Origin of the sequence: Dyella sp. C11, assembly GCF_003121485.1 — a bacterium.
Lineage (GTDB): Bacteria > Pseudomonadota > Gammaproteobacteria > Xanthomonadales > Rhodanobacteraceae > Dyella.
In genome coordinates this window covers 52,963-77,319 of record NZ_QAVX01000011.1, presented here as the reverse complement: position 1 = coordinate 77,319, position 24,357 = coordinate 52,963, and the positions used below count along the sequence as shown (strand labels likewise).

General features: G+C 64.6%; 24 protein-coding genes. 19 read left to right on the top strand and 5 right to left on the bottom strand.

From position 1 onward, the window contains the following. Positions 1-80: 80 nt before the first annotated feature. From DK366_RS12090 to recO, 7 genes are all read left to right on the top strand, one after another. Positions 81-1,577, top strand: coding sequence for a Do family serine endopeptidase (locus tag DK366_RS12090; protein ID WP_109125804.1), 1,497 nt, complete (start codon positions 81-83; stop codon positions 1,575-1,577). 280 nt (positions 1,578-1,857) lie between these two features. Next, positions 1,858-3,648: a translation elongation factor 4 gene (gene lepA / locus DK366_RS12080; RefSeq protein WP_109125803.1), complete on the top strand. Its 1,791-nt coding sequence runs from the start codon at positions 1,858-1,860 to the stop codon at positions 3,646-3,648. 99 nt (positions 3,649-3,747) lie between these two features. Continuing rightward, the gene (gene lepB, locus DK366_RS12075) at positions 3,748-4,650 is read left to right on the top strand and encodes a signal peptidase I (RefSeq protein ID WP_109125802.1); all 903 of its coding nucleotides are present in this window, start codon (positions 3,748-3,750) and stop codon (positions 4,648-4,650) included. Positions 4,651-4,797: 147 nt separating this feature from the next. Beyond that, positions 4,798-5,172 (top strand): DUF4845 domain-containing protein, encoded by a 375-nt coding sequence (locus DK366_RS12070; RefSeq protein WP_109125801.1) that lies wholly within the window; start codon positions 4,798-4,800, stop codon positions 5,170-5,172. Positions 5,173-5,187: 15 nt separating this feature from the next. Next, positions 5,188-5,844 (top strand): ribonuclease III, encoded by a 657-nt coding sequence (rnc, locus tag DK366_RS12065; RefSeq protein ID WP_109125800.1) that lies wholly within the window; start codon positions 5,188-5,190, stop codon positions 5,842-5,844. Then, a complete protein-coding gene (gene era / locus DK366_RS12060) occupies positions 5,841-6,788 on the top strand; it encodes a GTPase Era (protein WP_109125799.1) in 948 nt (315 codons plus the stop codon). The genes rnc and era overlap by 4 nt, the downstream gene beginning before the upstream one ends. A gap of 104 nt (positions 6,789-6,892) precedes the next feature. Next, positions 6,893-7,603 (top strand): DNA repair protein RecO, encoded by a 711-nt coding sequence (recO, locus tag DK366_RS12055; RefSeq protein ID WP_109125798.1) that lies wholly within the window; start codon positions 6,893-6,895, stop codon positions 7,601-7,603. Positions 7,604-7,616: 13 nt separating this feature from the next. Here the strand turns inward: recO and DK366_RS12050 are convergent, their stop codons facing one another. Continuing rightward, complete coding sequence (locus DK366_RS12050) at positions 7,617-8,372, bottom strand: response regulator (protein ID WP_109125797.1); 756 nt, start codon at positions 8,370-8,372, stop codon at positions 7,617-7,619. 44 nt (positions 8,373-8,416) lie between these two features. On the opposite strand from DK366_RS12050, the gene DK366_RS12045 reads away from it, so the two are divergent. The 12 genes from DK366_RS12045 to DK366_RS11990 all read left to right on the top strand — a co-directional run bounded on the left by DK366_RS12045 (position 8,417) and on the right by DK366_RS11990 (position 20,469). After that, positions 8,417-10,438, top strand: coding sequence for a DUF748 domain-containing protein (locus tag DK366_RS12045; RefSeq protein ID WP_109125796.1), 2,022 nt, complete (start codon positions 8,417-8,419; stop codon positions 10,436-10,438). A 60-nt stretch (positions 10,439-10,498) separates the two neighbouring features. Further along, entirely contained in the window at positions 10,499-11,194 is a 696-nt protein-coding gene (locus DK366_RS12040; protein WP_109125795.1) for a YdbL family protein, read from the top strand. 36 nt (positions 11,195-11,230) lie between these two features. Next, the gene (gene rlmD / locus DK366_RS12035; protein ID WP_109125794.1) at positions 11,231-12,544 is read left to right on the top strand and encodes a 23S rRNA (uracil(1939)-C(5))-methyltransferase RlmD; all 1,314 of its coding nucleotides are present in this window, start codon (positions 11,231-11,233) and stop codon (positions 12,542-12,544) included. A gap of 63 nt (positions 12,545-12,607) precedes the next feature. After that, positions 12,608-13,135, top strand: a complete 528-nt coding sequence (locus tag DK366_RS12030) for a CYTH domain-containing protein (protein WP_109125793.1) — start codon at positions 12,608-12,610, stop codon at positions 13,133-13,135. Further along, positions 13,129-14,151: a beta-N-acetylhexosaminidase gene (gene nagZ / locus DK366_RS12025; RefSeq protein WP_109125792.1), complete on the top strand. Its 1,023-nt coding sequence runs from the start codon at positions 13,129-13,131 to the stop codon at positions 14,149-14,151. Before DK366_RS12030 ends, nagZ begins: the two co-directional genes overlap by 7 nt. Next, entirely contained in the window at positions 14,148-14,696 is a 549-nt protein-coding gene (locus tag DK366_RS12020) for a hypoxanthine-guanine phosphoribosyltransferase (protein WP_109125791.1), read from the top strand. The genes nagZ and DK366_RS12020 overlap by 4 nt, the downstream gene beginning before the upstream one ends. 78 nt (positions 14,697-14,774) lie before the next feature. Continuing rightward, positions 14,775-15,518: an S-methyl-5'-thioinosine phosphorylase gene (locus DK366_RS12015; protein WP_109125790.1), complete on the top strand. Its 744-nt coding sequence runs from the start codon at positions 14,775-14,777 to the stop codon at positions 15,516-15,518. A gap of 160 nt (positions 15,519-15,678) precedes the next feature. After that, a complete protein-coding gene (locus tag DK366_RS12010) occupies positions 15,679-15,885 on the top strand; it encodes a cold-shock protein (protein WP_019465945.1) in 207 nt (68 codons plus the stop codon). Between the two features lie 92 nt (positions 15,886-15,977). Beyond that, a complete protein-coding gene (locus DK366_RS12005) occupies positions 15,978-17,009 on the top strand; it encodes a N(4)-(beta-N-acetylglucosaminyl)-L-asparaginase (protein WP_109125789.1) in 1,032 nt (343 codons plus the stop codon). Further along, entirely contained in the window at positions 17,006-17,740 is a 735-nt protein-coding gene (locus tag DK366_RS12000; RefSeq protein ID WP_109125788.1) for a copper homeostasis protein CutC, read from the top strand. The genes DK366_RS12005 and DK366_RS12000 overlap by 4 nt, the downstream gene beginning before the upstream one ends. Before the next feature lie 140 nt (positions 17,741-17,880). Then, entirely contained in the window at positions 17,881-19,059 is a 1,179-nt protein-coding gene (locus DK366_RS11995; protein WP_198651528.1) for an MFS transporter, read from the top strand. Between the two features lie 51 nt (positions 19,060-19,110). Continuing rightward, positions 19,111-20,469, top strand: coding sequence for a DUF308 domain-containing protein (locus tag DK366_RS11990; protein WP_109125787.1), 1,359 nt, complete (start codon positions 19,111-19,113; stop codon positions 20,467-20,469). A 3-nt stretch (positions 20,470-20,472) separates the two neighbouring features. Here DK366_RS11990 and DK366_RS11985 read toward each other — a convergent pair whose 3' ends face one another. The 4 genes from DK366_RS11985 to DK366_RS11970 form a co-directional block, all read right to left on the bottom strand. Next, the gene (locus tag DK366_RS11985; RefSeq protein ID WP_109125786.1) at positions 20,473-22,242 is read right to left on the bottom strand and encodes an ABC transporter transmembrane domain-containing protein; all 1,770 of its coding nucleotides are present in this window, start codon (positions 22,240-22,242) and stop codon (positions 20,473-20,475) included. Between the two features lie 69 nt (positions 22,243-22,311). Next, complete coding sequence (locus DK366_RS11980) at positions 22,312-22,908, bottom strand: YigZ family protein (RefSeq protein WP_109125785.1); 597 nt, start codon at positions 22,906-22,908, stop codon at positions 22,312-22,314. Beyond that, positions 22,901-23,704 carry a hypothetical protein gene (locus DK366_RS11975; RefSeq protein WP_109125784.1) on the bottom strand — a complete coding sequence of 268 codons (804 nt, stop codon included), beginning with the start codon at positions 23,702-23,704 and terminating at the stop codon, positions 22,901-22,903. The genes DK366_RS11980 and DK366_RS11975 overlap by 8 nt, the downstream gene beginning before the upstream one ends. Continuing rightward, entirely contained in the window at positions 23,701-24,255 is a 555-nt protein-coding gene (locus tag DK366_RS11970) for an RNA polymerase sigma factor (RefSeq protein WP_109125862.1), read from the bottom strand. The genes DK366_RS11975 and DK366_RS11970 overlap by 4 nt, the downstream gene beginning before the upstream one ends. Positions 24,256-24,357: the final 102 nt, after the last annotated feature.

Here is a 24,357-nt window from a genome sequence, read left to right as displayed (position 1 = left end):
GCTCGCATTCCCCGCTTACTTGCCATACCCGCCCGAAAGGCGGATCGGTGTGGTGTGCCTGAAACCCGAAGGAGAAGTGCATGAATCGACTTGCTCTACGTACGCTGTCGTGTGCCGTCGTCATGAGTTTGGCGTTGGTGGGCGGTGTGCAGGCCCAAAACGCGGCTCCTGCGATGTCGGGCTTGCCCGATTTCACGGGCATCGTGCAGAAGAACGCGCCTGCGGTCGTGCACGTCGAGGCCAAGTACAGCGGCAAGAGCAAGAAGCAGTCGGCTTCGCGGCAGGGTTCGCGTGGCATGCCCGGCATGCCGCCGGACGACGACGATGATCCGTCGGCAGACATGTTCCGCCGCTTCTTCGGCATGCCGGCCATGCCGTCGCCGGAAGATCAGGCGCGCACCTCGCTGGGTTCGGGTTTCATCATCTCTGCCGACGGCTACGTGCTGACCAACAACCATGTGGTTGATGGCGCGGACACGGTCACGGTTCGCCTGCAGGATCGCCGCGTGCTGACTGCCAAGGTGGTCGGAAGCGATCCGCAATACGACATCGCCTTGCTCAAGGTGGACGCCAAGGGCGGTCTGCCCGCCGTCACCATCGGTGATTCGCGCGCCCTGAAGGCAGGCCAGTGGGTGCTGGCCATCGGCTCACCGTTCGGTTTCGACTACACGGTGACGCAAGGCATCGTGAGTGCCGTAGGCCGAAACCTGGGCAGCCAGGACCAGCCCTATACCTCGTTCATCCAGACCGACGTGCCGATCAATCGCGGCAACTCGGGCGGCCCCCTGTTCGACCTGCAGGGCCGCGTGGTGGGCGTGAATTCGCAGATCTATTCCAACACCGGTGGCTACCAGGGCGTGGCGTTCTCCATTCCGATCGACGTGGCCATGAACGTGGTCAAGCAGATCAAGGAAAAGGGTTACGTGTCGCGTGGGCAGCTTGGCGTGATGGTCCAGCAGGTCACCGATGACATGGTGAAGGCCTTGAAGCTCGACACCGCCAATGGCGCCGCCGTGACTCAGGTGAGCAAGGGCAGTGCGGCCGACAAGGCGGGCATTCGCCCTGGTGATGTCATCCTTTCTTACAACGGGCAGGCCATTAATCAGAGTGCGGATCTGCCGCCACTGGTAGGTCAGACGGCGCCCGGCACGAAGGCCACGATCGAGATCCTTCGTGACGGCAAGAAGGAGAGCGTGCCCGTCACGGTTTCTGAAATGCCGCGCGACAAGAACGCAGCACTGGCTTCCGCCGGCAACGACCAGCCCGCAGTGAAGACGGGCGCCAGCGCACTCGGCCTGTCCGTTCAGGATCTGGACGGCAGTGATCGCGAGCAACTGGGCCTGAAGACGGGCGAGGGCGTGGGCATCAACAATGTCACCGGATCGGTTGCCGCACGTGCCGGCTTGCAACCTGGTGACGTGATCCTGATGGTCAACCAGAAGAAGGTGGGCAGTGTCGCTGCCTTCCACGACGCCACCAAGGATGCCAAGCCTGGCGATACCGTGCTTTTGCTGGTCAGACATGGCGACCAAAGCGGTTTTGTCGGGCTGACCGTGCCCGGCGGCAAGGACGACTGAGGCCAGGCTGCGCGGCGAATGGCAGAGCCGCGTCGCCTGGTTTCGTTGTAACCCGGCTGTCAGACAGCCAGGTTGACCGGAGGGTGGGCGCTTGGGCCACCGCTCTCCGGGGCAGGAGGGATCGCGTGACGCCTCGCAACGGGGCGTTCCGATCTCGCCAGCCCCTGCGCTGGATGCCCGAAGCCCTCTCATTCCGTGCGATAATGCCGGGTTCGTATGACCAGCCCGGTCATGCGCTGCCTGCGCGCCGCGCAAAGCAGTAACGCCGCTAGCGTGCTCCATGGAACTGATCCGAAACTTCTCCATCATCGCCCATATCGATCACGGCAAATCCACGCTGGCTGACCGCATCATCCAGATCTGCGGTGGACTGACCGAGCGCGAGATGGAAGCGCAAGTGCTCGACAACAATCCCATCGAGCGCGAGCGCGGCATCACCATCAAGGCGCAGTCCGTGTCGCTGCCGTACAAGGCGCGCGACGGCAAGACCTATCAGCTCAACTTCATCGACACGCCGGGTCACGTCGACTTCTCCTACGAAGTCAGCCGTTCGCTTGCGGCGTGCGAGGGCGCGCTGCTCGTCGTCGATGCTGCGCAGGGCGTGGAAGCCCAGTCCGTCGCCAACTGCTACACGGCGGTGGAAATGGGGCTGGAAGTGGTCCCCGTGCTCAACAAGATCGACCTGCCCACCGCAGACCCTGAAAAGGTGAAGGGTGAAATCGAGGCGGTGATCGGCATCGATGCCGACGACGCCGTGGCGGTCAGCGCCAAGACCGGCCAGAACGTGGTGGAAGTGCTCGAAGCCATCGTGGCTCGCATTCCGCCGCCGAAGGTGGGTGACACCGATCGCCTGCAGGCGCTGATCATCGACTCGTGGTTCGACAACTACCTTGGCGTGGTGTCGCTGGTGCGCGTGGTGCAGGGCGAGATCAAGCCGGGCGACAAGCTGCTGGTGATGTCCACCGGTCGTGCGCACGAAGTGAGCGAAGTGGGCGTGTTCACGCCCAAGCGCAAGAAGCTCGACAAGCTGTCGCCGGGCGAAGTGGGCTGGATCACGGCGTCCATCAAGGACGTGCACGGCGCGCCGGTCGGCGACACGCTGACGCTCGCTGCCAAGCCTGCCGACAAGCCGCTGTCCGGCTTCCAGACCATGCAGCCGCGCGTGTTCGCCGGCCTGTTCCCGGTGTCCGCCGACGACTACCCGGCGCTGCGCGAAGCACTCGACAAGCTGCGCCTGAACGATGCCGCGCTGTTCTTCGAGCCGGAGAGTTCGGAAGCGATGGGCTTCGGCTTCCGCTGCGGCTTCCTCGGCATGCTGCACATGGAAATCGTGCAGGAGCGCCTGGAGCGCGAGTACGACCTCGACCTCATCACGACCGCGCCGACCGTGGTCTATGAAGTGTTGAAGAGCGACGGCTCCATCCTAATGCTGGACAACCCGGCCAAGCTGCCGCCTGCGCATCTGATGGAGGAAATTCGCGAGCCGATCATTGTCGCGAATATCCTCACGCCGCCGGATTACATCGGCAACATCATCACGCTGTGCGAAGAAAAGCGCGGTGTGCAGCGTTCCATCCAGTACCTGGCCACGCAGGTCCAGATCACGTACGAAATGCCGCTGGCTGAAGTGGTGCTCGATTTCTTCGACCGCCTGAAGTCCGTGTCGCGTGGTTATGCCTCGATGGACTACCACTTCGATCGTTTCGAAGTGGGCCCGTTCGTGCGCGTGGACGTGCTGATCAATGGCGACCGCGTGGATGCGCTGAGCCTGATCGTGCACCGTATCCACGCCGAGCGCCGCGGTCGCGACCTGGTGGAACGCATGAAGGACCTGATCCCGCGCCAGCAGTTCGACGTGGCCATTCAGGCAGCCATTGGCGCGCAGATCGTTGCCCGCTCCACTGTGAAAGCCCTGCGCAAGAACGTGCTGGCGAAGTGCTACGGCGGCGACGTGAGCCGAAAGAAGAAGCTTCTGGAGAAGCAGAAGGAAGGCAAGAAGCGCATGAAGCAGGTCGGTCGTGTGGAGATCCCGCAGGAAGCGTTCCTTGCCGTACTGAAGGTGGATAAGTAAAGCTGGAGTGGAAGGAAAGGGTGCCAGGTTGTCCGGTGACGTCCTGGTCCCTGAGTTTTCCGCGTAACACCCCCGTCCCCCGCTCCTGAGGAGCTGTCAATGGATTTTGATTTTTCGGCGATTCTGCTTGGCCTGACTGTGCTGTTCGGCGTGGTGTGGGCATTGGACCGCCTGTTCTTCTACAAGGCACGCAAGGCCAAGGCCGACTCGGCCGGGCAGGAAGTGCGCGAGCCGGTGCTGGTCGACTGGTCGCGTTCGCTGTTTCCGGTGGTGCTGGTCGTGCTGGTGCTCCGCTCTTTCGTGGCCGAGCCGTTCCGCATTCCGTCGGGCTCGATGATGCCGACGTTGGATGTGGGCGATTTCATCCTGGTCAACAAGTTCTCCTACGGCCTGCGCCTGCCGGCCTTCAACAACAAGTTCGTGAGCCTGGGCGAGCCCAAGCGCGGCGACGTGGTGGTATTCCGCTTCCCGGGCTACCTCTGCGAAGACGGCGGCAAGCTGGTGCGCAGCGGCGACCAGAGCTGCTCCGACCCGCATGCACCGGTGCCCAACCAGAACTGGATCAAGCGTGTCATCGGCATGCCGGGCGACCGCGTCGAGATGCACGGCGACCAGCTGATCGTGAACGGCGAGCCGGTGGCGGCCGACCTGGTCGGTCCCTATGAAGGCGACCCCAAGCGCGCCGAGTCGCGCCTGATGCTGGAAATGGGCGCCACGGTGTGGAACGAGCACCTGCCGAACGGCGAGGGTGGCGTGGTGAACCATCTCACGGCCCGCATGCCCAATTACACGGTCCCGCCGCCGCTGCCCAATCCGCACGTGCCGCTGGTGGTGCCGCAGGGCTGCTACCTGGCCATGGGCGACAACCGCTACAACAGTACGGACAGCCGCTGGTGGGGCTGCCTGCCGGAGCAGAACCTGGCCGGCAAGGCATTCCTGATCTGGCTGAGCTGGACGGGGTCTGGCATCGCGTTCCATCGCATGGGCACGATCATTCACTAAAAGCGTGACGGGCATGGTCGTGTGACCGGGTGACGTCCCTGGCGGCTTGCGGCGACAATGAGCGCGCCGACGCCGCCAACCGGGCGCGCCGGTGGCGCTTGGCCATCAGGCCGGCATTACGCCGCAAGGCGACATAGCGAGGGGACTATGAAAACAAGACAGACGGGCGTCACACTGATCGGCTTTCTCATCATGCTGCTCGTGTTGGGTTTTTTCGCCTTCATGGTGATGAAGCTGTTCCCGGCCTACACCGAGTACATGGGTGTCACCAAGGCCATGAACCAGCTCACCTCCGAAAGCGGAAGCAAGAGCCCGCAGGAGATCCGCAACGATCTCATGAAGAAGTTCGATTTCCAGTACGTGAGCGATGACACCATCACGCCGCAGGACATCAACATTTCGCGCAGCGGCAACGCCACCCTGGTCAATGTGAGTTACGACAAGCGCATTCCCTTCTTGTACAACATCGACTTCCTGGTGCACTTCGAAAAGAGCGTGACCATGCAAGGCGCCAGTGGTTGATCGCAGGCCCATGATTTGACCAAGCTCGACTACCGTTTTCGTGATCCCTCATTCGCTCAGCTGGCGCTGACTCATCGCAGCGCCGGCAAGCCCAACAATGAGCGGATGGAGTTCCTCGGCGACGCCCTGCTGGGCGTCATGGTGGCCGAACTGCTGTACGAGGCTCATCCCAATGCCAGTGAGGGCGAGCTTTCCAGGCTGCGCGCGCAACTGGTCAACGGACAGGCCCTGGCGGTGCTTGCGCGTGACCTGGAACTGGGCGACGAGCTCAAGCTGGGATCGGGCGAACTCAAGAGCGGCGGTTTTCGCCGCGAATCCATCCTCGCCGATGCTTTCGAGGCACTGGTGGCGGCCGTGTACCTGGACGCGGGCTTCGAGGCCTGTCGTGGTGTGGTCCGGGCGATTTTTGAACCCCTGATCGCGGCCATCCCGCGGTCGTCCAAGGACGCCAAGACCCGCCTGCAGGAGCTTCTGCAGGCGCGCGGCTGGTCCTTGCCGCAGAACGATCTGATCGACAGCCACGGCGAAGACCACGCCAAGACCTTCGACGTCTCGTGCGAAATCAACGAGCCGGCGCCGATTCGCGCCGAAGGTCGGGGCTCCAGCCGCCGCGCCGCCGAACAGGACGCCGCCGAAACCGTGCTGCGTCGATTGCAGGAACTGAACTCATGAACGACAACGACGAATTCGAACTCGACCTCGGTGCGCCCGCCGAGCTTCCCCACGCCGACTTCCGCTGCGGCACGGTGGCGCTGGCCGGACGTCCCAATGTGGGCAAGTCCACGCTGCTGAATGCGCTGATCGGGTTCCGCCTGTCCATCGTGAGCCCGCGCCCGCAGACGACGCGTCACCGCATTCTGGGCATCGCCACCAGTGAAGCCGGACAGATCATGTACGTCGACACGCCAGGCCTGCATCGCGGCGCCAAGCGCGCCATGAACCGCAGCCTGAACCGCGCGGCGCGCTCGGCCATCAGCGAAGTGGACCTGGTGGTGCAGGTGATCGAAGCCGGGCGCTGGACCGATGAAGACGAGGCGTTGTACGACGCGCTGGTCGAGCAGAAGGTGCCGCGCCTGCTGGTGATCAACAAGGTCGACCTGACCAAGGAAAAGTCGACCATGCTCCCCTTCGTGGCGGAGCTGATGACGCGACACAGCTTTGACGATGTCTATTACGTCAGCGCGCTCAAGGAAAAGGGCCTGAAGGATCTGGAGGCGGGCATTCTCAAGCGCCTTCCGGTACAGCCGCCAGTGTTCGGCGAAGACGAAATCACCGATCGCAGCGAGCGTTTCCTTGCTGCCGAAATGGTGCGCGAACAGCTGATGCTGCGCCTGGATCAGGAGCTGCCCTACGCCACCACGGTGGAGATCGAGCAGTTCAAGGATCGCGAAGACGGCGTGGCCGAAATCCACGCGGTGATCTGGGTGGAACGCGACGGGCAGAAGGCCATCGTGATCGGCAACGGCGGCGCCCAGCTCAAGGCCATCGGCACGTCGGCACGCCGCCATATGGAACGCGCTTTCGAGCGCAAGGTGTTCCTGCGCCTGTGGGTGAAGGTGCGCGAAGGCTGGGTGGACGACGAAACCATGCTGAAGAAGTTCGGCTACACCGATTGAGCCTTGTCGTGCCTGGCGCGGGACACTTGCGCATGGCCCGCCCGCGGAATGACGCGCCAGTGGCTCTCTTGCCAGCCCGCATGGCTTAGCTCGAAGCTTCCGTCATGCGCATCGAGCAGCAACCGGCTTACGTACTCCATTCGCGACCTTATCGCGAAACATCGCTGTTGCTCGAATGCCTGACCAGGGATCACGGGCGTCTCGGCGTGGTCGCCCGAGGTGTCAGGCGCGAGCGGGCGCGCCTGCAGCGTGCGCAGCTGGAGCCGTTTAAGTTGCTGTCGTTGAACCTGTTGCAACGTGGCGAACTGGCCACGCTGCAATCGGCCGAGGGGGCGGGCATGCCGTTGCGCCTCATTGGCGACGCCGGTCTTGCCGGGCTCTATCTCAACGAGCTGATCGTGCGGCTCACCGCCAGGCAAGATCCGCTTCCGGATCTTTTCGATGCCTATGCACGCACGCTGCCCCGACTTGCAGGCGGCGAGCCCTTGGCATGGAGCCTGCGGCGCTTCGAGCGCGATCTGCTGGAGGCGGCAGGCTACGGTTTGCAGCTGGCTTTCGAGGCCGAGTCGGGCGAGCCGGTCGATCCCGACCAGGGCTATCGCTACGTGGTGGAGCAGGGGCCGTCACCGTGTCGGCCGGGTACGCCGCACGCGTTGCGGGGTTCGGATCTGCTGGCCTTGATGGATGACACCATGCCCGACACAGCCGGACTGTCCGCCTTGCGCGTGATGATGCGCGAGGTGATTCGCTTTCATCTTGGCGGCGGTGAGTTGCGAGCGTGGCATGTGCTCGGTGCGGCGATGTCACGTCGCTGAGCATGCGATGGCGTCAGTCGTTGCCTTCGGCACCGAGGGCGTCGATGGTGGCCAGCAGCGAGCGACGAAAGCGCGACAGCGGTGCCAGTGAGCCGGCGTGGCCGAGTTTGAGATGACGTTGCAGAAGGGTGGCCTGTACGCCAAGCGCGGCGGCGCCGCAGAAGCCACACGAAGAGCGAAGTCGATGCAGGCGGTCGGCGAACGCCGCCGTGTCACTCCGCAGCGCATCCAGGTCCTGGTAGAAGCAGGCCAGCTCCACGCGCAAAAGCGTGCGCATGGCCTTCACCACGTCGGCATCGCCCATGGTGGCGAGGGCCTGTGCATCATCAAGCCAAGGCAGCGCAGACACACCCGCCTGAACCAGCGAGAGGATGCGCCGCAGGTCCGCCACGTTGCAGGGTTTCTGCAGTACCTCGCTGAATTCGGCGGCCAGCAAGCGCTCTCGTTCGGCGACGTCCATTTCGGCGCTCGTGGCTACGGCGGTGCAATCCGTGGAATGCGCCGTGGCGTCACCGCGGAGTCTGGCCAGCACCTCGACGGCACCGGCGCCAGGCATGCGACAGTCCAGCAGCAGCAGGTCAAACGCTTGCTGGGGCGCCATGGTGATGGCGGAAGGGCCGTCATGGCAGGCGTCGGCTTCCAGGCCGAGGCTGCGCAACGCCTCCACGAGAAAAAAGCGGCTGCTCGGGTCGTCATCCGCCACCAGGGCGCGAATGGCGGTGGGCGCTCCCCGAGCCTGCGAAACGTCGCTGGAAAGCGTGTGTTGCATGACTTGTCCGTGTCGTTCATCTGAATTTGGCAGAATGGCGCGTCATGCGTGTCACATCAAGCCACCTGCTGCTCGGTTTTTGCCTCCTGCTTTGGGCGGGCCTGTCCTCGTCGGCGCGCGCCGATGTGGCATTGGCTGCGAAGGCGGGGAGCGTGCCCGGGCTGAAAATGCAGGGTGTGCAGTCGCAGATCGGCGAGGACGGCCAGGGCGGCCTGAAGCTCAGCCTGAAGGCGGCCAAGGCGGACGTTCCGGCGATGGGCTGGAAGCGCATCGGCGTGCAGCTGGACGGTGTCCTGCAGCGGGACACGCACTTGCGATGGCTGTTTGATGGCACGGCGCAGTTGGCGGGCGCGCCGGGTGGTGCGCTCGGCAACGCCAAGGTATCCATGGTGATCGACGAGGCAGCCAACACGCTGGAAATCGATATCACCCAGGGCGCTATTCAAGGCAGCACGGCCTTGCCGCTGGATCAGCCCACTCATGCGCAGATCAGCCTGAAGAGCGTGCCGCTGGCATGGCTGCAGGGTCTGTTGAGCACCGTGTGGTCCGGGCGCGTTACGGGCGGCAAGCTCGATGCCGACATGGCGCTCGACCTGCAGGACAAGGGGCTCCAGGCATCGGGGCAGTTTGCGCTGAGTGGTGGCGGGTTCGATACGCCCGGTGGCGCGCTGGCCGGGCAGGCGGTGAACGGCAATGGCCGGCTCAATCTCGACACCACCAGTGGCCCGTCGCGCATCGATCTGGACGCCAGCTTGCGTGGCGGGGAATTGCTGCTGGGGCCGATCTTCGCGCACCTGCCCGATCATTCCGTCCAGCTGAGCCTGTCGGCGGCCACGCGCAACGGTGCGGTCGACTTCAGCCGCCTGCGCGTGGCGGATGCCGATGCGCTGCAGCTCGATGGCGCCATGGCATTCAATGCCAAGGGTGAATTGCAGCAACTGAAACTTGACCGCCTGCAGTCGCGTTTCCCGGCGGCCTACCAGCGCTATGGACAGGCGTGGCTGGCCACGCTCGGCTTGCGTGATGTCCGCGTGGATGGGCAGCTCAGCGGGAATCTCGACCTGGGCGCGGATGGCCTTCGCAGCTTTGCCTTCGACACGGACGGCCTGGACTTTGCCGACGCCGAGGGCCGCCTTGCTGTAAAGGGCCTGCGTGGCGGCCTGGATTGGAATGCCAGCGCCGATCGACCCGCGACCGCGCTGAGCTGGCAGGCCTTGCAGGTCTACCGCATGCCCAACGGCGCCACGCAGATGCGGTGGCAGAGCCGCGGCGGTGCGCTGAGCCTGCAACACGCCGTGGATGTGCCCTTGCTCAATGGCCGCGTGCATGTCGGTGACCTGGAATGGCGTCCGGCCGCGGCCAAGGGGCGTCGACTGGAAACGTCGCTGGCATTCGCGGGCATCGACATGGCGGCGTTCTCGCGTGCCATGGGCTGGCCCGAATTCCCGGGAACACTCGGCGGCGCCATTCCGGCGCTGCGCTGGGTGGATGACCGCTTCGAGCTCGAAGGTGGCCTGTCCGTCAATGTGTTCGATGGTTTCGTCGACATCACGCGGCTGAGCCTGCAAGGTCCGTTTGGCCCCAGCCCCGTGCTGACCGGCGATGTGCAGCTGCGGCAGCTCGATCTGGCGGCGATCACCAGCGTGTTCGACTTCGGCAACATCACTGGCCGTATGGACGGCTCCGTCAATGAATTGCGCCTGGTCAACTGGAACCCGGTGGCATTCAAGGCCAGCCTGTTGGCCGGCAGCGGCGGTCGTATCAGCCAGCGCGCCGTGAACAATCTCACTGCGGTGGGTGGTGGCGGTATGGCGGCGGGTTTGCAGGGTGCCGTGCTCAAGCTTTTCAAGACGTTTGGTTACAAGCGTATTGGTCTCAATTGCACGTTGCAGGCGTCGGTATGCCATATGGGCGGGCTCGACAGCGATGCCGACGGCTACACTATTGTCGAAGGCAGCGGGTTGCCTCGCCTGCAAGTCATCGGTCACCAGGCACAGGTCGACTGGCCGACGCTCGTTCGCCGCCTGAAGTCCGCCATTGAAGGCAACGGACCGGAAGTCCACTAGAGCGATCCCGCCTGATCGTGCGGACGCTCGGCACCATCCCCATCCCCGAAGGAGTCGATCATGCGCAAGCTTGTCTATGGATTGCTGACCACGCTGTTGGTGGCGATGGTGGGGTGCGTCACCATCAACGTGTACTTCCCCGAGGCGGCGGCACAGAAGGCTGCCGATCAGTTCATTGGTACCGTGCTGGACAACACCACGCCAGCGACCACGCCGAAAGACGACCAGCCGGCGCAGCCAGTGAAGAAAAGCAGCCAGCCGTCCGCCATGCTGCTCGATCTGCTGATTCCGGCTGCCTATGCCGCCGACACGCCGAACCTGCGTATCCAGACGGCGACCACCGAGGCCATTCATGGCCGCATGCAGGCCCGTTTCCGCGACACGCTCACGCCGCTGTTCGACAGCGGCGTGGTGGGTTTCACCCAGGATGGCCTGGTGGCGGTGCGTGACGCCGGCAAGGTTCCGCTGGATCAGCGCGCCGGCGTGAACGCTGCCGTCGCCGATGAAAATCGGGACCGCAACGCGCTGTACCGCGAGGTGGCCAATGCCAACAACCATCCGGAGTGGGAGGCGCAGATCCGCTCCACGTTCGCCAAGGGCTGGATCGAGCGGGCGCGACAGGGCTGGTATTATCAGGACTCCTCGGGCGCCTGGAAGCAGAAGTACCCACTCGCCCGCCTGCCGCCCGTCTCTTGTCCCGCCATCATGCGGGCCTGGAGATCGGCTTCAGCCCGATCTCTGCGCCCGGGTCCCTGATCCGGGCGCGCGCGTTTCTGGAAGAAGCTTTTCACGATGAACGAATTCGAAGCCACCATTACCGACCTTAGCCACGAAGGCAAAGGCGTCACCCGCATCGACGGCAAGGCCGTGTTTGTCAGCGGCGCGTTGCTGGGCGAAGACGTCAAGCTGCGCCTTCGCAAGCGCCACCGTCATTACGACGAGGCCGAAGTGGTGGAGTTGCTGACGCGCTCGCCGCACCGCGTCGAGCCGCGTTGCCGTCATTTCGGCCAGTGCGGTGGTTGTTCCCTGCAGCACTTGGATGCGGCCTCGCAGATCGAGGTGAAGCAGCGCGTGCTCAAGGACAACTTCGAGCGCATCGGCAAGGTGGCGCCGGACATCTGGCTGCCGCCGCTTACCGATGAGCCGTGGGGCTATCGACGCAAGGGTCGCCTGTCGGTGCGCTCGGTGGCGAAGAAGGGGCGCGTCCTCGTGGGCTTCCGTGAAGAGAGCAACCCGCGTTTTGTCGCCGACATCACCCAATGTGAAGTGGTGCATCCGGCCCTGGGTCCCAAGATCGGCTTGCTCGCCGAGCTTGTGAGCAGCATGGATGCCGCGTCCGACATTCCGCAGATTGAATTTGCTGCCGGCGATGATGTGGTCGCGCTGGTGTTTCGCCACATGGTGCCGCTCACCGGGCGCGATCAGGCGCTGCTGGTCGAGTTCGGCAAGCAGCACGGTTTTGCCATCTATCTGCAGCCGGGCGGCGTGACCAGCGTGCATCCGCTGTGGCCGGAAGCGCCGCGGCTGGCGTTCCGCATTCCCAGCGACAACGCGGCAATCGAGGATGTGGAGCTGGAATTTCGTCCGCTCGATTTCGTGCAGGTCAACGCGGGCATGAATCGCCGCATGATGGCGCGCGCTATGGAGTTGCTCGATCCGCAACCGACGGATCGCGTGCTCGACCTGTTCTGCGGGCTGGGCAATTTCACCTTGCCCATCGGGCGTCGCGTGGCCGAAGTGGTCGGTGTGGAAGGCGAGCACGACCTGGTCGAGCGTGCGGCCGAGAACGCAGCGCGCAACGGCATTACGAACGCGCGTTTTGAAGTGGCCAATCTTTTCGAGGACCAGCGTCACGCCCATTGGGCTCGCCAGCCATGGGACAAGTTGTTGCTCGATCCGCCGCGCGCCGGCGCGGACAAGGTGCTGGAATATCTGCCGCACAAGGAAACGAGCCGCATCGTGTACGTGTCGTGCCATCCCGGCTCGCTGGCGCGCGATGCCGGCATTCTCGTGCAGAAGCACGGGTTCCGCTTGAGCGCGGCGGGCGTGATGGATATGTTCCCGCATACCGCGCACGTGGAGTCGATTGCACTGTTCGAGCGCTGATCCATCGCAGGCCCTTGGGCCTTCACCGCACCGTCACATATCCCCCCAATCATCGGTCGCAGCATGGGCATCGAAATCGAACGCAAATTCCTTTTGAGCGGCGACGGCTGGCGTGATGCCGTGTCCGAGAGCGAGCGCATTGCGCAGGGTTACCTGGTCAGTGCGCAGGCCTTGCACGACGGCACGGCGCGAGCGTCGGTGCGCATACGTCGCACGGGTGAGCGCGCATGGCTCAACATCAAGTCGGCGCAGCTGGGCATCGAGCGCGCGGAATTCGAATACCCCGTATCCATCGCCGATGCCGAGCAGATGCTGGCCGAGCTGTGCGATGGCGTGGTGGAAAAAATCCGCCATCACGTGATCGTCGACGGCACACTGTTCGAAATCGACGAATTCTTCGGCGCCAATGCCGGCCTCGTCGTGGCGGAGGTTGAGCTGCCGTCGCAGGACGCCGCTTTCCCCAGGCCAAGCTGGCTGGGGCGCGAAGTCAGTCATTTGCCGCGCTACTACAACGTCAATCTCATTGCTCATCCCTATGCGCAGTGGACGCAGGATGAGCGACAGGCCGCAGGAGAATCGCAGCCATGCTGATGATCGGGCTGGCGGGTACGACATTGGCGACGTCCGAGCACGCATGGCTCAAGGCGCCTGGCGTGTCGGGCGTGGTGTTGTTCGCCCGCAACTTCAGTTCGCGCGATCAGCTGATGGCGCTGGTGGATGCCATCCGTGACGTGGGCGGCGACGACATGTTGATCGCGGTGGATCAGGAAGGCGGCCCCGTCCAGCGTTTCCGTGACGGCTTCACGCGCCTTCCGCCGCTGTCGGCCGTGGGTGCGGTGTACGACCGCGATCCCGAAGATGCGATTCGCCTGGCGGAAGAGCACGCCTGGGTGATGTCCAGCGAACTGCGCGCCTGCGACGTGGACTTCAGTTTTGCGCCGGTGGTCGATCTGGCGCGCGGCAACGCGGCCATTGGCACGCGCGCGTTCCATGCCGATCCGGCGATTGCCGCCGAGCTGGCGCAAGCCTATGTGCGAGGCATGCATCTGGGCGGCATGGCGGCGGTGCTCAAGCATTTTCCAGGTCATGGTTCGGTTGCGGTGGATACGCACAAGGCCACGGCCATCGATCCGCGTCCGCTGGATGTCATTCGACGGGATGATCTGGTGCCTTTCGTCGAAGGCATGTCGGCACATGCCGAAGCCGTGATGGTGGCGCATGTGATCTATCCCGAGGTCGACGCCCAACCCGCCGGGTTCTCCTCGCGCTGGATCAAGGACATTCTGCGCAGCGAGCTCGGCTTCAACGGCGCTGTCATCAGCGACGACATCAGCATGGCGGCGGCTGGCGCTGCGGGTGGTGCAGCGGCACGTGTCGGTGCACACCTCGACGCGGGTTGCGATCTGGTGCTCGCCTGTTTTCCCGACGTGGTGGACGAAGCCATTGCCGCCGTGCAGGGAAGGGCGGCGACATCACCGGAGCGCATCAGTGCCCTGCGTGGCGCGGTGGCCTCTACCTGGGACAGCCTCAACGACAACCCACAGCGCGGTCGTTTCATCGCGCGCGTCACGGCGCTCAACGCCGTGGAAGGACAAACACCGGCATGACTTCATCTACTCCCTCTTTGGCCACTGCGCTCGCCCAGGCCGATCTGCTGTTCGATCGCGCGACGCTCGAATCGGTCATCGCCACCATGGGGCGCGACATCGACGCCGCACTGGACGGTGAGCGTGCGGTCTTCCTCACCGTCATGAATGGTGCGCTGATTTTTGCCGGCCACCTGGCGCTCGCCATTCGCACCGACGTCGAGTTCGATTACGTGCACGCCACGCGCTATCGCGGCGCCACGTCGGGCAGTGAGTTGCATTGGCTGCGCGAGCCGGCGGTGGACCTGGCCGGACGCACCGTGTTGCTGGTGGATGACATTCTCGACGAGGGCCACACGTTGAAGGCCGTGCGCGACGACTGCATGCGCCGTGGCGCGCGCCGCGTGCTGGTGGCCAGCCTTTGCACCAAGCAGCACGATCGCCTCGTGGAAGGTATCCAGGCCGACTTCAACGGCGTGGAACTGCCGGACCGTTACGTGTTCGGCTTCGGCATGGATTACCACGAGCAGGGACGCAACCTGCCTGGCATCTACGCACTGAAATAAGCAAGGTCCTGCTGCGCGCGGCCTCGGGCTGTCGCGCTTCATCGCAGGAAGACTTTTGAACGCAGACAGGAACACACCGTGAGCATCGACCTGGCCGTCATCGGCGGCAGCGGCTTGTACAACTTCCCCGGTCTCGAGAACGCCTCGCGACACACCGTCGATACGCCCTTCGGGCCCGCCTCGGGCGACGTGGTGATGGGTGACTTCGCCGGTCGCAAGCTGGCCTTCCTTGCCCGCCACGGCGAGAGCCACACCTTGCCGCCGCACCGGGTGAACTACCGCGCCAACCTGTGGGCGTTGCACTCACTGGGCGCGCGCCGGGTGATTGGCGTCAATGCGGTGGGTGGCATTCGTGCGGACATGGGGCCGCGCGTCATCGTGGTGCCCGATCAGGTCATCGACTACACCTACGATCGTTACACGAGTTTTTGCGACGTCGAAGGCGCCGAAGTTCGCCATATCGATTTCAGCGAGCCGTACACCGAGTCGCTGCGCCGTGCGCTGATCGCTGCGGCATCCAAGGCTGACATCGCTGTCATTGATGGCGGTTGCTACGGTGCAACACAGGGCCCGCGCCTGGAGACGCGCGCGGAGATCGCCCGCATGAAGCGTGATGGTTGCGACCTGGTCGGCATGACCGGCATGCCCGAGGCCGTACTGGCCCGCGAGCTGGATCTGGAATACGCGTGCCTTGCGCTGGTAGCCAACTTTGCCGCAGGCTGTGGCGACGAGGCAGAGATCAGCATCGAAGAAATCTTCGCCCACCTGGCGGCAGCCACGGCGGAAGTGCCTCGCATCCTTGGTGCACTGCTCAAAAGCTGAGCAGCCGGTACGGTTTTGATCGTGTCAAAGCAACGACCATATTGCGCTTTGCCATAAAACATGTTGATACTTCCGCTGTGCCAGGGGCGGCGGACCAAGGGGTCAAGGTGGTTCAGCGCTATCCGTGGTGCATCCAGTCCATGATTCAGAGGTTCACGCAATGCGTTTCGGGACGGTCAAGTGGTTCAACGATGCCAAGGGTTTCGGCTTCATCGCGCCCGAGGACGGTGGGGAGGACGTGTTCGTCCACTTTTCGGCGATCAACGCTAAGGGCTTTCGTAGCCTGCAGGAAGGTCAGCGCGTGAAGTTCGAAGTCACCACGGGGCCGAAGGGCGCCCAGGCTTCGGGCGTCGAGATCGCTGGTTGATTTCGGCGAACCGGCGCTTGCGCCGGTCATCGATGTAATAAGGAAGCCCCGCGTCGCAAGGCGCGGGGTTTCTTTTTTGTGGGGAGGGAAAGATGGCGGATCGTAGGGATTTTTTGAAGGCGTCCTTGCTGGGCGCCTCGGCGGTGGCATTGGCCGGTGGCTCGCATGCCTTGGCGGGCGCCGCGGCCGGCGCGAAGAAAGCGGTGGTCACGCCACGCGTGGTGTCGACCTGGGACTTCGGCGTGGCCGCCAACCAGGGCGCCTGGGCCGTGCTGTCGCAAGGTGGTCGCTCGCTGGATGCGGTGGAAGCCGGGGTGATGATCCCCGAAGCCGACCTCAAGAATCACAGCGTGGGCCGCGCCGGTTACCCCGATCGCGACGGTCACGTGTCGCTGGATGCCAGCATCATGGACGCCGACGGCAGCTGCGGTGCCGTGGCCGCGCTGGAGCACATCGCCCACCCGATCCAGGTGGCGCGCCGCGTCATGGAGCGCACGCCGCACGTGCTGCTGGTGGGTGATGGTGCACTGCAATTCGCCCTTGAGCAGGGCTTTCCGAAAGAAGAATTGTTGACCCCCGAATCCGACGCGGCCTGGAAAGAGTGGTTGAAGACCGCCCACTACCAGCCGTCCGCCAACAGCGAAGTGCGCGACTACGGCAAGACGGGCATGCCGGGTGGCAAAGACAATCACGACACCATCGGCATGCTGGCCATCGATGCCAATGGCCGGCTTGCGGGCGCATGCACCACCAGCGGCATGGCGTGGAAGATGCGCGGTCGCGTGGGTGACAGCCCGATCATTGGTGCAGGCCTGTATGTCGACGGCGAGGTGGGGGCGGCCACGTCCACGGGTGTGGGCGAAGAAGTGATCCGCAACGTCGGCAGCTTTCTCGTGGTGGAGTTGATGCGTCACGGACACTCCCCGCAGGAAGCCTGCCAGGAAGCCGTGATGCGCATCGTCAAGCGTCGGCCCGCGGCATCGAAGGATCTGCAGGTCGGCTTCCTCGCCATGAATCGTCACGGTGAAGTGGGCGCGTTCGCCATCCAATCCGGCTTCTCTTATGCCGTATGCGATGCGCAGAAGCAGGATGGCCTGGTGCCCTCGAAGAGCGGCTACGGATGACCCGACGCCTGCTCGAGGTGGCCGCCAATTCGGTGGCATCCGCACGGGCCGCGCAGGCGGGCGGTGCGGATCGCATCGAGTTGTGCACGGGCCTCGAGCTGGGTGGTTTGACGCCGTCGATGGCGCAAGTGGGCCGCGCACGCGAGCATCTGGATATCCCGCTGTATGTACTCATTCGCCCGCGCGCCGGCGATTTCCTCTACAGCGACGACGAACTGGAAACGATGCAGCGCGACATCGAAGCCTGTCTGACGCTGGGCTGCGATGGTGTGGTGTTCGGCGTACTGGATGCCGAGGGCGCCGTCGACGTGGCGCGCTGCCGCCCGCTGCTGGACGCAGCCGGCGGCATGGGCGTGACGTTCCATCGCGCCTTCGACATGGCGCGTGATGCCGGGCAGGCGCTTGAAGATGTGATCGCCCTGGGCGCGGAGCGCGTGCTCACCTCGGGCGCTGCGCCCAGTGTTCTGCAGGGCGCTGACACCATCCGGCAGCTGCTTCGCCAGGCGGCTGGCCGCATTGTCGTCATGTCCGGCGCGGGCATAAATGCGGCAAATGTGACGCAACTCGCTACGGCGACAGGTGCATTGGAATTCCACGCGTCGGCGAAGTCTGTGTTGCCTTCGGGCATGCATTGGACGAACCCTGCGTTGCCGGACATGGCCGCTGGCGAAATCCGCACGGACGAGGCCGAAGTGCGGGCACTGGCCCAGGCGCTGGGTCATCTGGACTGACGCCGGCGCGTCGTTGGCAATCCGGCTGGCGCCGCCTTAAGCTCGACCCGGCGGGTCATCCTCGCCCGGAGAGCCAACGGCATGCGCAAGCGGGACGTAGGGCACATCCAGCGATCGATTCCGTCCGTCGGCGGGGCTGCATGAGCGCGCCGCGCGACATGGCTGCGCCCGCCGTGCTGACTCTGGGGCGGCGTTCACGGCTGTGGTCCACGGCGGCTGTCATCGCGGCGGCGACCATCTTCGGGCTCAGCTACAGTCTGTCCGCGCCACTCATTGCGATGAGCCTGTCGGATCGCGGGCATTCCGGGACGTACATCGGCATCAATGCGGCCATGCATGCGCTGGGCGTATTGCTGATTGCACCGGTGATGCCGGCGCTCGCGGCGCGTTTTGGTGCGCGCTCGCTGGCGGCAGCGGCATTGGTGGTTACGGCGGTGATCCTGGCCGCTTTCACCCTGGTGCGGGACGAAACCTGGTGGTTTCCACTGCGCATCGTGCTTGGCATGGCGGCCGAAACCTTGTTCGTGATCTCCGAGACCTGGACCAATGTGCTGAGTACGGAGCAGGCGCGTGGCCGGACGATGGCCGTCTATACGGCTGCACTGTCGCTGGGCATGGTCATTGGACCGGCGTTGCTTTCGGTGCTTGGCGTGAACGCAGGCGCTTATCTTGCCGGCGCGGTCATCGCACTGGGTGCCGTTGTCCTGGTGCTTCCACCCTGGGTGGTTGCTCCGGCGCGGACGGAGCCCGAAAAGGCGCAACCCCTGCGTTACATGCGGCTTGCGCCGATCGCCATCGCGACCACGGTGCTCAACGCCGGCGTCGAGACGGCGGGGCTGTCCTTCATCTCGCTGTATGCCACGCAGCTGGGTTGGACCGAGGCGCGGGCGATGCAGTTGATCTCCGTGCTGATGTTTGGCGCCATCGTGTTGCAGCTGCCCATCGGCTGGCTGGCGGACAAGATGGACAAGCGACGGCTGGTGCTGGCATTGGCTTCCATTTCGGCGGTGACCGCGCTGTTCTGGCCATTCGCGCTGCGCGAGACGTGGCTGGCATTTTCCGTCGTGTTCGTCTGGGGCGGGCTGTTTGTGGGCATTTACACCGTGATGCTGGCCATGGTCGGCAGTCGCTTCCAGGGCAACGACCTGGTCGGCGTGTATGCCGTCATGGGGTTGGCCTGGGGCGTGGGTGCGCTGGTCGGACCCGCGCTGGCGGGCGTTGCCATGGGCGCGAATGCGTTGTTTGGTTTGCCGGGCGTGATTGCCTTGGGTTGTGCCGTGTTTGCCGGTTTCCTCGCGAAGTCGCGTAGCCAGACCTGACGCGCTAGTGCGGGTTGTTTTCCCCCGTGGATCGATGCATGGAGTCGTCACGTGGGTCAACTGGGTTTGCTTCTGCTGGGCAGTGATTTCATTCGGCGGCGATGGCCGATCCTCGCGCTGGGCGGCATCGTGTGGGCAGGCCTGGGCGTGGCGATCTTCATCGATGCGCTGGACGACGTGCTTTATTTCCCCGTTCACGTCTTCGGTTACCTGCTATTGGTCGAAGCCGTGGTGACATTGGCCGTGTCCTCGCCTCGATCCGGCACGCCTTCCGCGTTGCGCAAGGCGCGTGGCATTGGGTTCCTGATCCTGGGCCTGCTGATCATCGATCCGCATCACGCGGCCAGCGTGATATTGGCGATGGCCTTTGGCGTGGCGTTTCTCGTCGATGGCATCTTTCGCATCTGTGCCGCGGTGGTGGTGCGTTTTCGGGGCTGGCGGCTCTCGCTGTTCACGGGCCTGCTGGAGGTGGCGTTTGCCGTCTTCATGTTCGAACCCTATCCGACGTTCTACGACGGCACGGTGCCTTACTGCATCGGCATGGGTCTGTTTCTTTCGGGCTGCGGCTTGTTTCGCCACGCGTGGCGGCTCAAGAAACTGCCGGACCATGCGGTGCTTTCGTGGCTGCTGATGCGCGACGTTCCCATTGCCGATATCGGGTTCGTACCCGGGCCATCGGAAGAGGTGGTCGACGACCTGGTGGTCTACGTATGGACGCCCGCCGGCTCGGTGGAAGATGCCGTGCCGCATCCCGTGGTGAATCGCTACATCGCTGCGGTCGATGCCAAGGGCGTGATATCCACCGGCCATGCCGCGCTGGGATGTCCGCCGGACATCTATGTCAGCCACTCTCCGGCCGTCGAGATCGATCGTTCCACCGGTGACTTCACCGCCATGCTGCGGGCAACGGCGGCGAACAATGTGGCGGGCAAGTTCCAGCCCAGCTATGCGGAGGAGTCCGCGGGATGGTGCGAGTCGAACGCAGAAGTACGTTTCGACCGATACGATCGCCAGCGCCTTGCCGCGTTCTGGGCGCGCTATCGCCAGGACAACACCTACAACCTGACCAGTCGCAACTGCTCCAGCAGCGTCGCGCATTGCCTGGAAGCGGCGTTGGAAGGCTCGTCAGCCAGGCGCGGCTTCCTGCACACCATGATCAACCCCGAGCTATGGGTGGCCGCGCAACTGCGCAAGCGCGCAGAAGCCATGGCCTGGACGCCCGGCCTTGTGCTCGATTACGCGCGCGCTCTCAAGGCGGCCATTCACCCGACGCCGTTGGGCTGGTACACGTTGATTGCATCCACCAAGCGGTTCTGGCGCTATGCGCAGATGCTGCATCGACACGAGCGAGTGGATGGCATAACGGACAAGGCGGCCGGGGATACACCGCGCCGCCGTTCGGTCGAATAGAGCTCACGCCGTGAACTGCAACCTCGCCAGTTCCGCATAGAGCCCACCTTCCGCGAGCAGGCTCTGATGCGTGCCTTGCGCCACGATGCGGCCGCCGTCCATCACCACGATGCGGTCGGCGCGTTGCACGGTGGCGAGGCGGTGGGCGATGACGAGCGTGGTGCGTCCTTTTTCCAGTCGCTCCAGCGCCTGCTGGATGGCCGCTTCGGATTGGGCGTCGAGCGCGGAAGTGGCTTCGTCCAGCAAGAGCAGTGGTGCATCGCGAAGGATGGCGCGCGCAATGGCGATACGTTGGCGCTGGCCGCCGGAAAGGCGTACACCGCGTTCGCCCAGTTCCTCGTTGTAGCCCTTGGTCATCGCGCTGATGAAGTCGTGCGCTTCGGCGGCGCGAGCGGCTTCGCGCACTTCGTTGTCGTCGGCATCCTGGCGTCCGAAGCGGATGTTGTCCGCGGCCGTGCCGCCAAAGATCACGGTTTCCTGCGGCACCAGGGCGATGGTGCCGCGGAGTTCGGGTAGCGCCAGTGCGCGCAGGTCGACGCCATCGAGCGTGATGCGACCGGTTTGCGGATCGTAGAAGCGCAGCAGCAGCGCAAACACGGTGCTCTTGCCGGCGCCGGAGGGCCCTACCAGTGCAACGGTTTCTCCCGGGCGAATGCTCAGGTTGAAGTCGTGCAGCGCAGGGGCATCGGGGCGGGAAGGGTAGTGGAACTGGACACCCTCGAAGTTCAGCGCTCCCTGCACGGGTCGTGGCAGTCGAGCGGGCTGCGCAGGACTGGTGATGTCGGCGCGTTCCTCGAACAACTCGCTGATGCGTTCCGTGGCGCCCGCGGCGCGAAGTACGTCGCCCCACACTTCGGAAAGGCCGGCCAGCGAACCGGCGGCAAGAAAGGCGTAGATCACGAACTGGGCGAGGACGCCGACATCGAGCGTGCCAGCGAGCACGTCGCGCGCACCAGCCCACAACACCAAGGCAATCGCACCGAAGAACAGCACGATGACCGTGGCGGTGAGTATCGAGCGCATGCCGATGCGGCTGCGTGCCGTGCTGAGCGCACGAGCGATGGCGCCACCGTAGCGTTCGCTTTCGATCTCTTCGCGGGCATACGCCTTGACGGCAGGCGCGGCGTTGAGCGTTTCGTTGGCCACGGCGGCGGCGTCGGCAAGACGATCCTGGCTGGCGCGCGAAAGCTTCTGCACGCGACGGCCAAACACCAGGATGGGAAGCATGACGGCCGGAATGACCAGCGCGGTCAGGCCGGCCAGGCGCGGGCTGGTCCATACCATCATGGCGGTGGCGCCCAGCAGCATCACGGCGCTGCGCAGCGCCACGGAAATGCCGGAGCCGATCAGCGCCTGGATGACTTCGGTGTCGGTGCCCAGGCGCGAGATCAGTTCACCGACACGGCTGCGCTCGAAAAAGCCCACGTCCAGTCGTATCACGTGCGCATAAAGCTCGGCACGCAGCGACGCCAGCGAGCGCTCGCCCAGCAACGCGATGCAGTAGTAGCGGGCCGCCGTGGCAAAGGCCAGCACCAGCGCCACGCCGAACAGGCCGAGAAAGGTGCTGTTGATGGTCGCGAGGCTGGAATGGGCAAAGCCCTCGTCGATCATGTGCCGCACCGCCATGGGCAACACCAGCGTGGCGCTGGAGGAAATGGCGAGAAACACCAGCCAGCCGATGGCGAGGTTGCGATGGGGTTTGATGAACGGCCAGAGCCGTGCGAGGGCGCCGATGCGGCGGGTGGGGCGTGGCGTGGCGGCGGTGTCGCTCATGAAGTCTCGCGGGCAGTGAATGTCGGCTTCCGGCTATCCATGCCAACGTGGGGTGGATCGTGGGGCGATTCAATCCACGCGTTTGGCGGCATGGCGCCCGCGCGTGATGTCGATGACGCGCGCCTGGGCCTCGTCCACGCGCTGGGCGGGCAGCTGGATGTCCAGCATCACGCCTTCCGCGTCGAATTGTTCCTGCACGATGTCCGCATCGAGCTCGCGCAATCGCGCCTTGAGCAGGGCCATCTCCGGGAAGTCGCAGCGCACGGCCAATCGCGCCATGGCGATGATGGGGGCGCGGTCGGCGCGTCGCAGGCATTCCGCTGCCGCGCCGCCGTAGGCTCGCACCAGGCCGCCAGCGCCGAGCTTGATGCCGCCGTACCAGCGGGTTACCACCACGACGGCCTGGTCGATGCCTTGTCCCTCGATGGCTTGCAGGATCGGGCGACCGGCAGTGCCGCCCGGTTCGCCGTCGTCGTTGAAGCGATAGTCCTGCCCGATGCGATAAGCCCAGCAGTTGTGCGTCGCCGCGGGGTCGCTTACCTGTCGCAAAAAGGCGAGCGCCTGTTCGGGTGTCTGCACGGGTGCGGCCTGGGCAAGGAACCGGCTTTTCTTGATGTCCTCGACGTGCTGGCAAGGGGCGAGGAGGGTGTACAGCGGCTCACTCATGGTCAGGCAGTTGTGTCCGCAGGTCGTCGGGCAGCGGCACGTCCGGATGCGCCTTCTGGAAGGCGGCCAGTCGCTGCACGGCTTCGTCGTGGCGCTGCAAGGCGAAAAGCTCGCGGATCTTGGCCAGTTCCTGGTCGGGCGTATCTGCCGTGTCGGCGGCGGTGGCATCTCGCTGAGGCGCGGCGGCGGGCATCACCATCGCCTTCATGGCCATCCGGGGTTCGGCGCTCGTCACGCTTGAACGAGCGGCCTGCAATGCATAAGCCGGCGCGGCTGGCGCCGGCGCGGGGGCAGCGGCTTCGGTCATGGCGACGACCGGTGCCGATTCGGCAGCGGCCACGGGCGCTTGCCGAGCGGGAGCCGCGGGAGCCACCACCTTGGCCTTCATGGCCGATCGAATGTTTTCATGCGGCGTTTCGCGGGCGACGGCGAGAGAAGCGGGTGCCGGTGCGAGAGAGGGCGCGGCATCAAGGTTGCCGGTTGCAGGTGGGGCAGCCAGTACGGGTGGTGCCTGAGGCGCCGCGCTCGCGGCAACCGTCTGGCTAACAGAATGATGCGAAGCCGATGGTTGTTGGGCCATGCGCCACCCAAGGGCGCCCGCCACCACGATGACAGCCGTGCTCGCCACAGCGATGGGCCAGCGGGGCAGCGAGTGACGCGGGCGCACGGCGTCTGCGGCAGCACGCTTTATCGCGCTGTCCAGCGCGGGCGACGGTTCCTTTCGCGGCAGGCTGCGATAGAGCGCCTTCAGGTCGTCGTCGCCGGAGAGCATGTCGTTGTCGTCGTGCGTATTCATTCGGCCAACTGCTCACGCAAGCGGTTCATGGCATAGCGCAGTCGCGACTTGGCGGTTTCGCGTCCTACGCCGGTGACGTGTGCAATGTCCTCCACGCTCAGGTCGTTCTCCAGCCGCAACAGTACGGCAGTGCGTTGCTCGTCCGGCAATTGTTCGATGGCCATCTGCAGGCGACGTCGCCGTTCGAATTCCGACAGCACGTGCTCGGGTTGCTCGTGCTCCGGTGTGGCTGTTGTATCGAAAATGCGTTCGGCTTCCTCGCCGGTGGCTTGCGGTCGCTTGCGCCGGTAGCTGTCGATCAGCAGGTTATGCGCGATCTGCAGTAACCACGTGGTGAATTTCGCTTGTGGCGCATAGCGGGCACGCGAGGCAATGACGCGGCTCCAGGTTTCCTGAAACAGCTCGTCGGCCACCTGCGTGTCGCGCGAGGCGCGCAGCAGGAAGCGATAAAGCGTGCCGCGGTGGCGTGCATACAGTGCATCGAACGCAGCTGTCTTGCCTCGTGCGTAAGCGAGCATCAGCGTTGCATCATCGTCCACCGGAGCATCCATGGGCGGCGAGGTTAAGGCAAACGGACGTTCGAGGTAAGCACGGGCGTCGGTTGTGAGACCGCTGGAGTGTTTGGGGCGCGTACGTGCGAGCATGACCATGAA

Excerpts from the sequence above, each read along its gene's own strand:
- DK366_RS11985 (WP_109125786.1), bottom strand. The coding sequence starts at position 22,242 with ATGAGCGACACCGCCGCCACGCCACGCCCCACCCGCCGCATCGGCGCC.
- DK366_RS12090 (WP_109125804.1), top strand. The coding sequence starts at position 81 with ATGAATCGACTTGCTCTACGTACGCTGTCGTGTGCCGTCGTCATGAGT.
- DK366_RS11995 (WP_198651528.1), top strand. The coding sequence starts at position 17,881 with ATGAGCGCGCCGCGCGACATGGCTGCGCCCGCCGTGCTGACTCTGGGG.
- recO (WP_109125798.1), top strand. The coding sequence starts at position 6,893 with ATGCGCATCGAGCAGCAACCGGCTTACGTACTCCATTCGCGACCTTAT.
- DK366_RS11975 (WP_109125784.1), bottom strand. The coding sequence starts at position 23,704 with ATGAATACGCACGACGACAACGACATGCTCTCCGGCGACGACGACCTG.
- DK366_RS12000 (WP_109125788.1), top strand. The coding sequence starts at position 17,006 with ATGACCCGACGCCTGCTCGAGGTGGCCGCCAATTCGGTGGCATCCGCA.
- DK366_RS11970 (WP_109125862.1), bottom strand. The coding sequence starts at position 24,255 with ATGGATGCTCCGGTGGACGATGATGCAACGCTGATGCTCGCTTACGCA.
- rlmD (WP_109125794.1), top strand. The coding sequence starts at position 11,231 with ATGAACGAATTCGAAGCCACCATTACCGACCTTAGCCACGAAGGCAAA.
- DK366_RS11980 (WP_109125785.1), bottom strand. The coding sequence starts at position 22,908 with ATGAGTGAGCCGCTGTACACCCTCCTCGCCCCTTGCCAGCACGTCGAG.
- DK366_RS12010 (WP_019465945.1), top strand. The coding sequence starts at position 15,679 with ATGCGTTTCGGGACGGTCAAGTGGTTCAACGATGCCAAGGGTTTCGGC.
- DK366_RS12040 (WP_109125795.1), top strand. The coding sequence starts at position 10,499 with ATGCGCAAGCTTGTCTATGGATTGCTGACCACGCTGTTGGTGGCGATG.
- DK366_RS12030 (WP_109125793.1), top strand. The coding sequence starts at position 12,608 with ATGGGCATCGAAATCGAACGCAAATTCCTTTTGAGCGGCGACGGCTGG.
- DK366_RS12005 (WP_109125789.1), top strand. The coding sequence starts at position 15,978 with ATGGCGGATCGTAGGGATTTTTTGAAGGCGTCCTTGCTGGGCGCCTCG.
- DK366_RS12020 (WP_109125791.1), top strand. The coding sequence starts at position 14,148 with ATGACTTCATCTACTCCCTCTTTGGCCACTGCGCTCGCCCAGGCCGAT.
- DK366_RS12070 (WP_109125801.1), top strand. The coding sequence starts at position 4,798 with ATGAAAACAAGACAGACGGGCGTCACACTGATCGGCTTTCTCATCATG.
- lepB (WP_109125802.1), top strand. The coding sequence starts at position 3,748 with ATGGATTTTGATTTTTCGGCGATTCTGCTTGGCCTGACTGTGCTGTTC.
- nagZ (WP_109125792.1), top strand. The coding sequence starts at position 13,129 with ATGCTGATGATCGGGCTGGCGGGTACGACATTGGCGACGTCCGAGCAC.
- era (WP_109125799.1), top strand. The coding sequence starts at position 5,841 with ATGAACGACAACGACGAATTCGAACTCGACCTCGGTGCGCCCGCCGAG.
- lepA (WP_109125803.1), top strand. The coding sequence starts at position 1,858 with ATGGAACTGATCCGAAACTTCTCCATCATCGCCCATATCGATCACGGC.
- DK366_RS12045 (WP_109125796.1), top strand. The coding sequence starts at position 8,417 with ATGCGTGTCACATCAAGCCACCTGCTGCTCGGTTTTTGCCTCCTGCTT.
- DK366_RS12050 (WP_109125797.1), bottom strand. The coding sequence starts at position 8,372 with ATGCAACACACGCTTTCCAGCGACGTTTCGCAGGCTCGGGGAGCGCCC.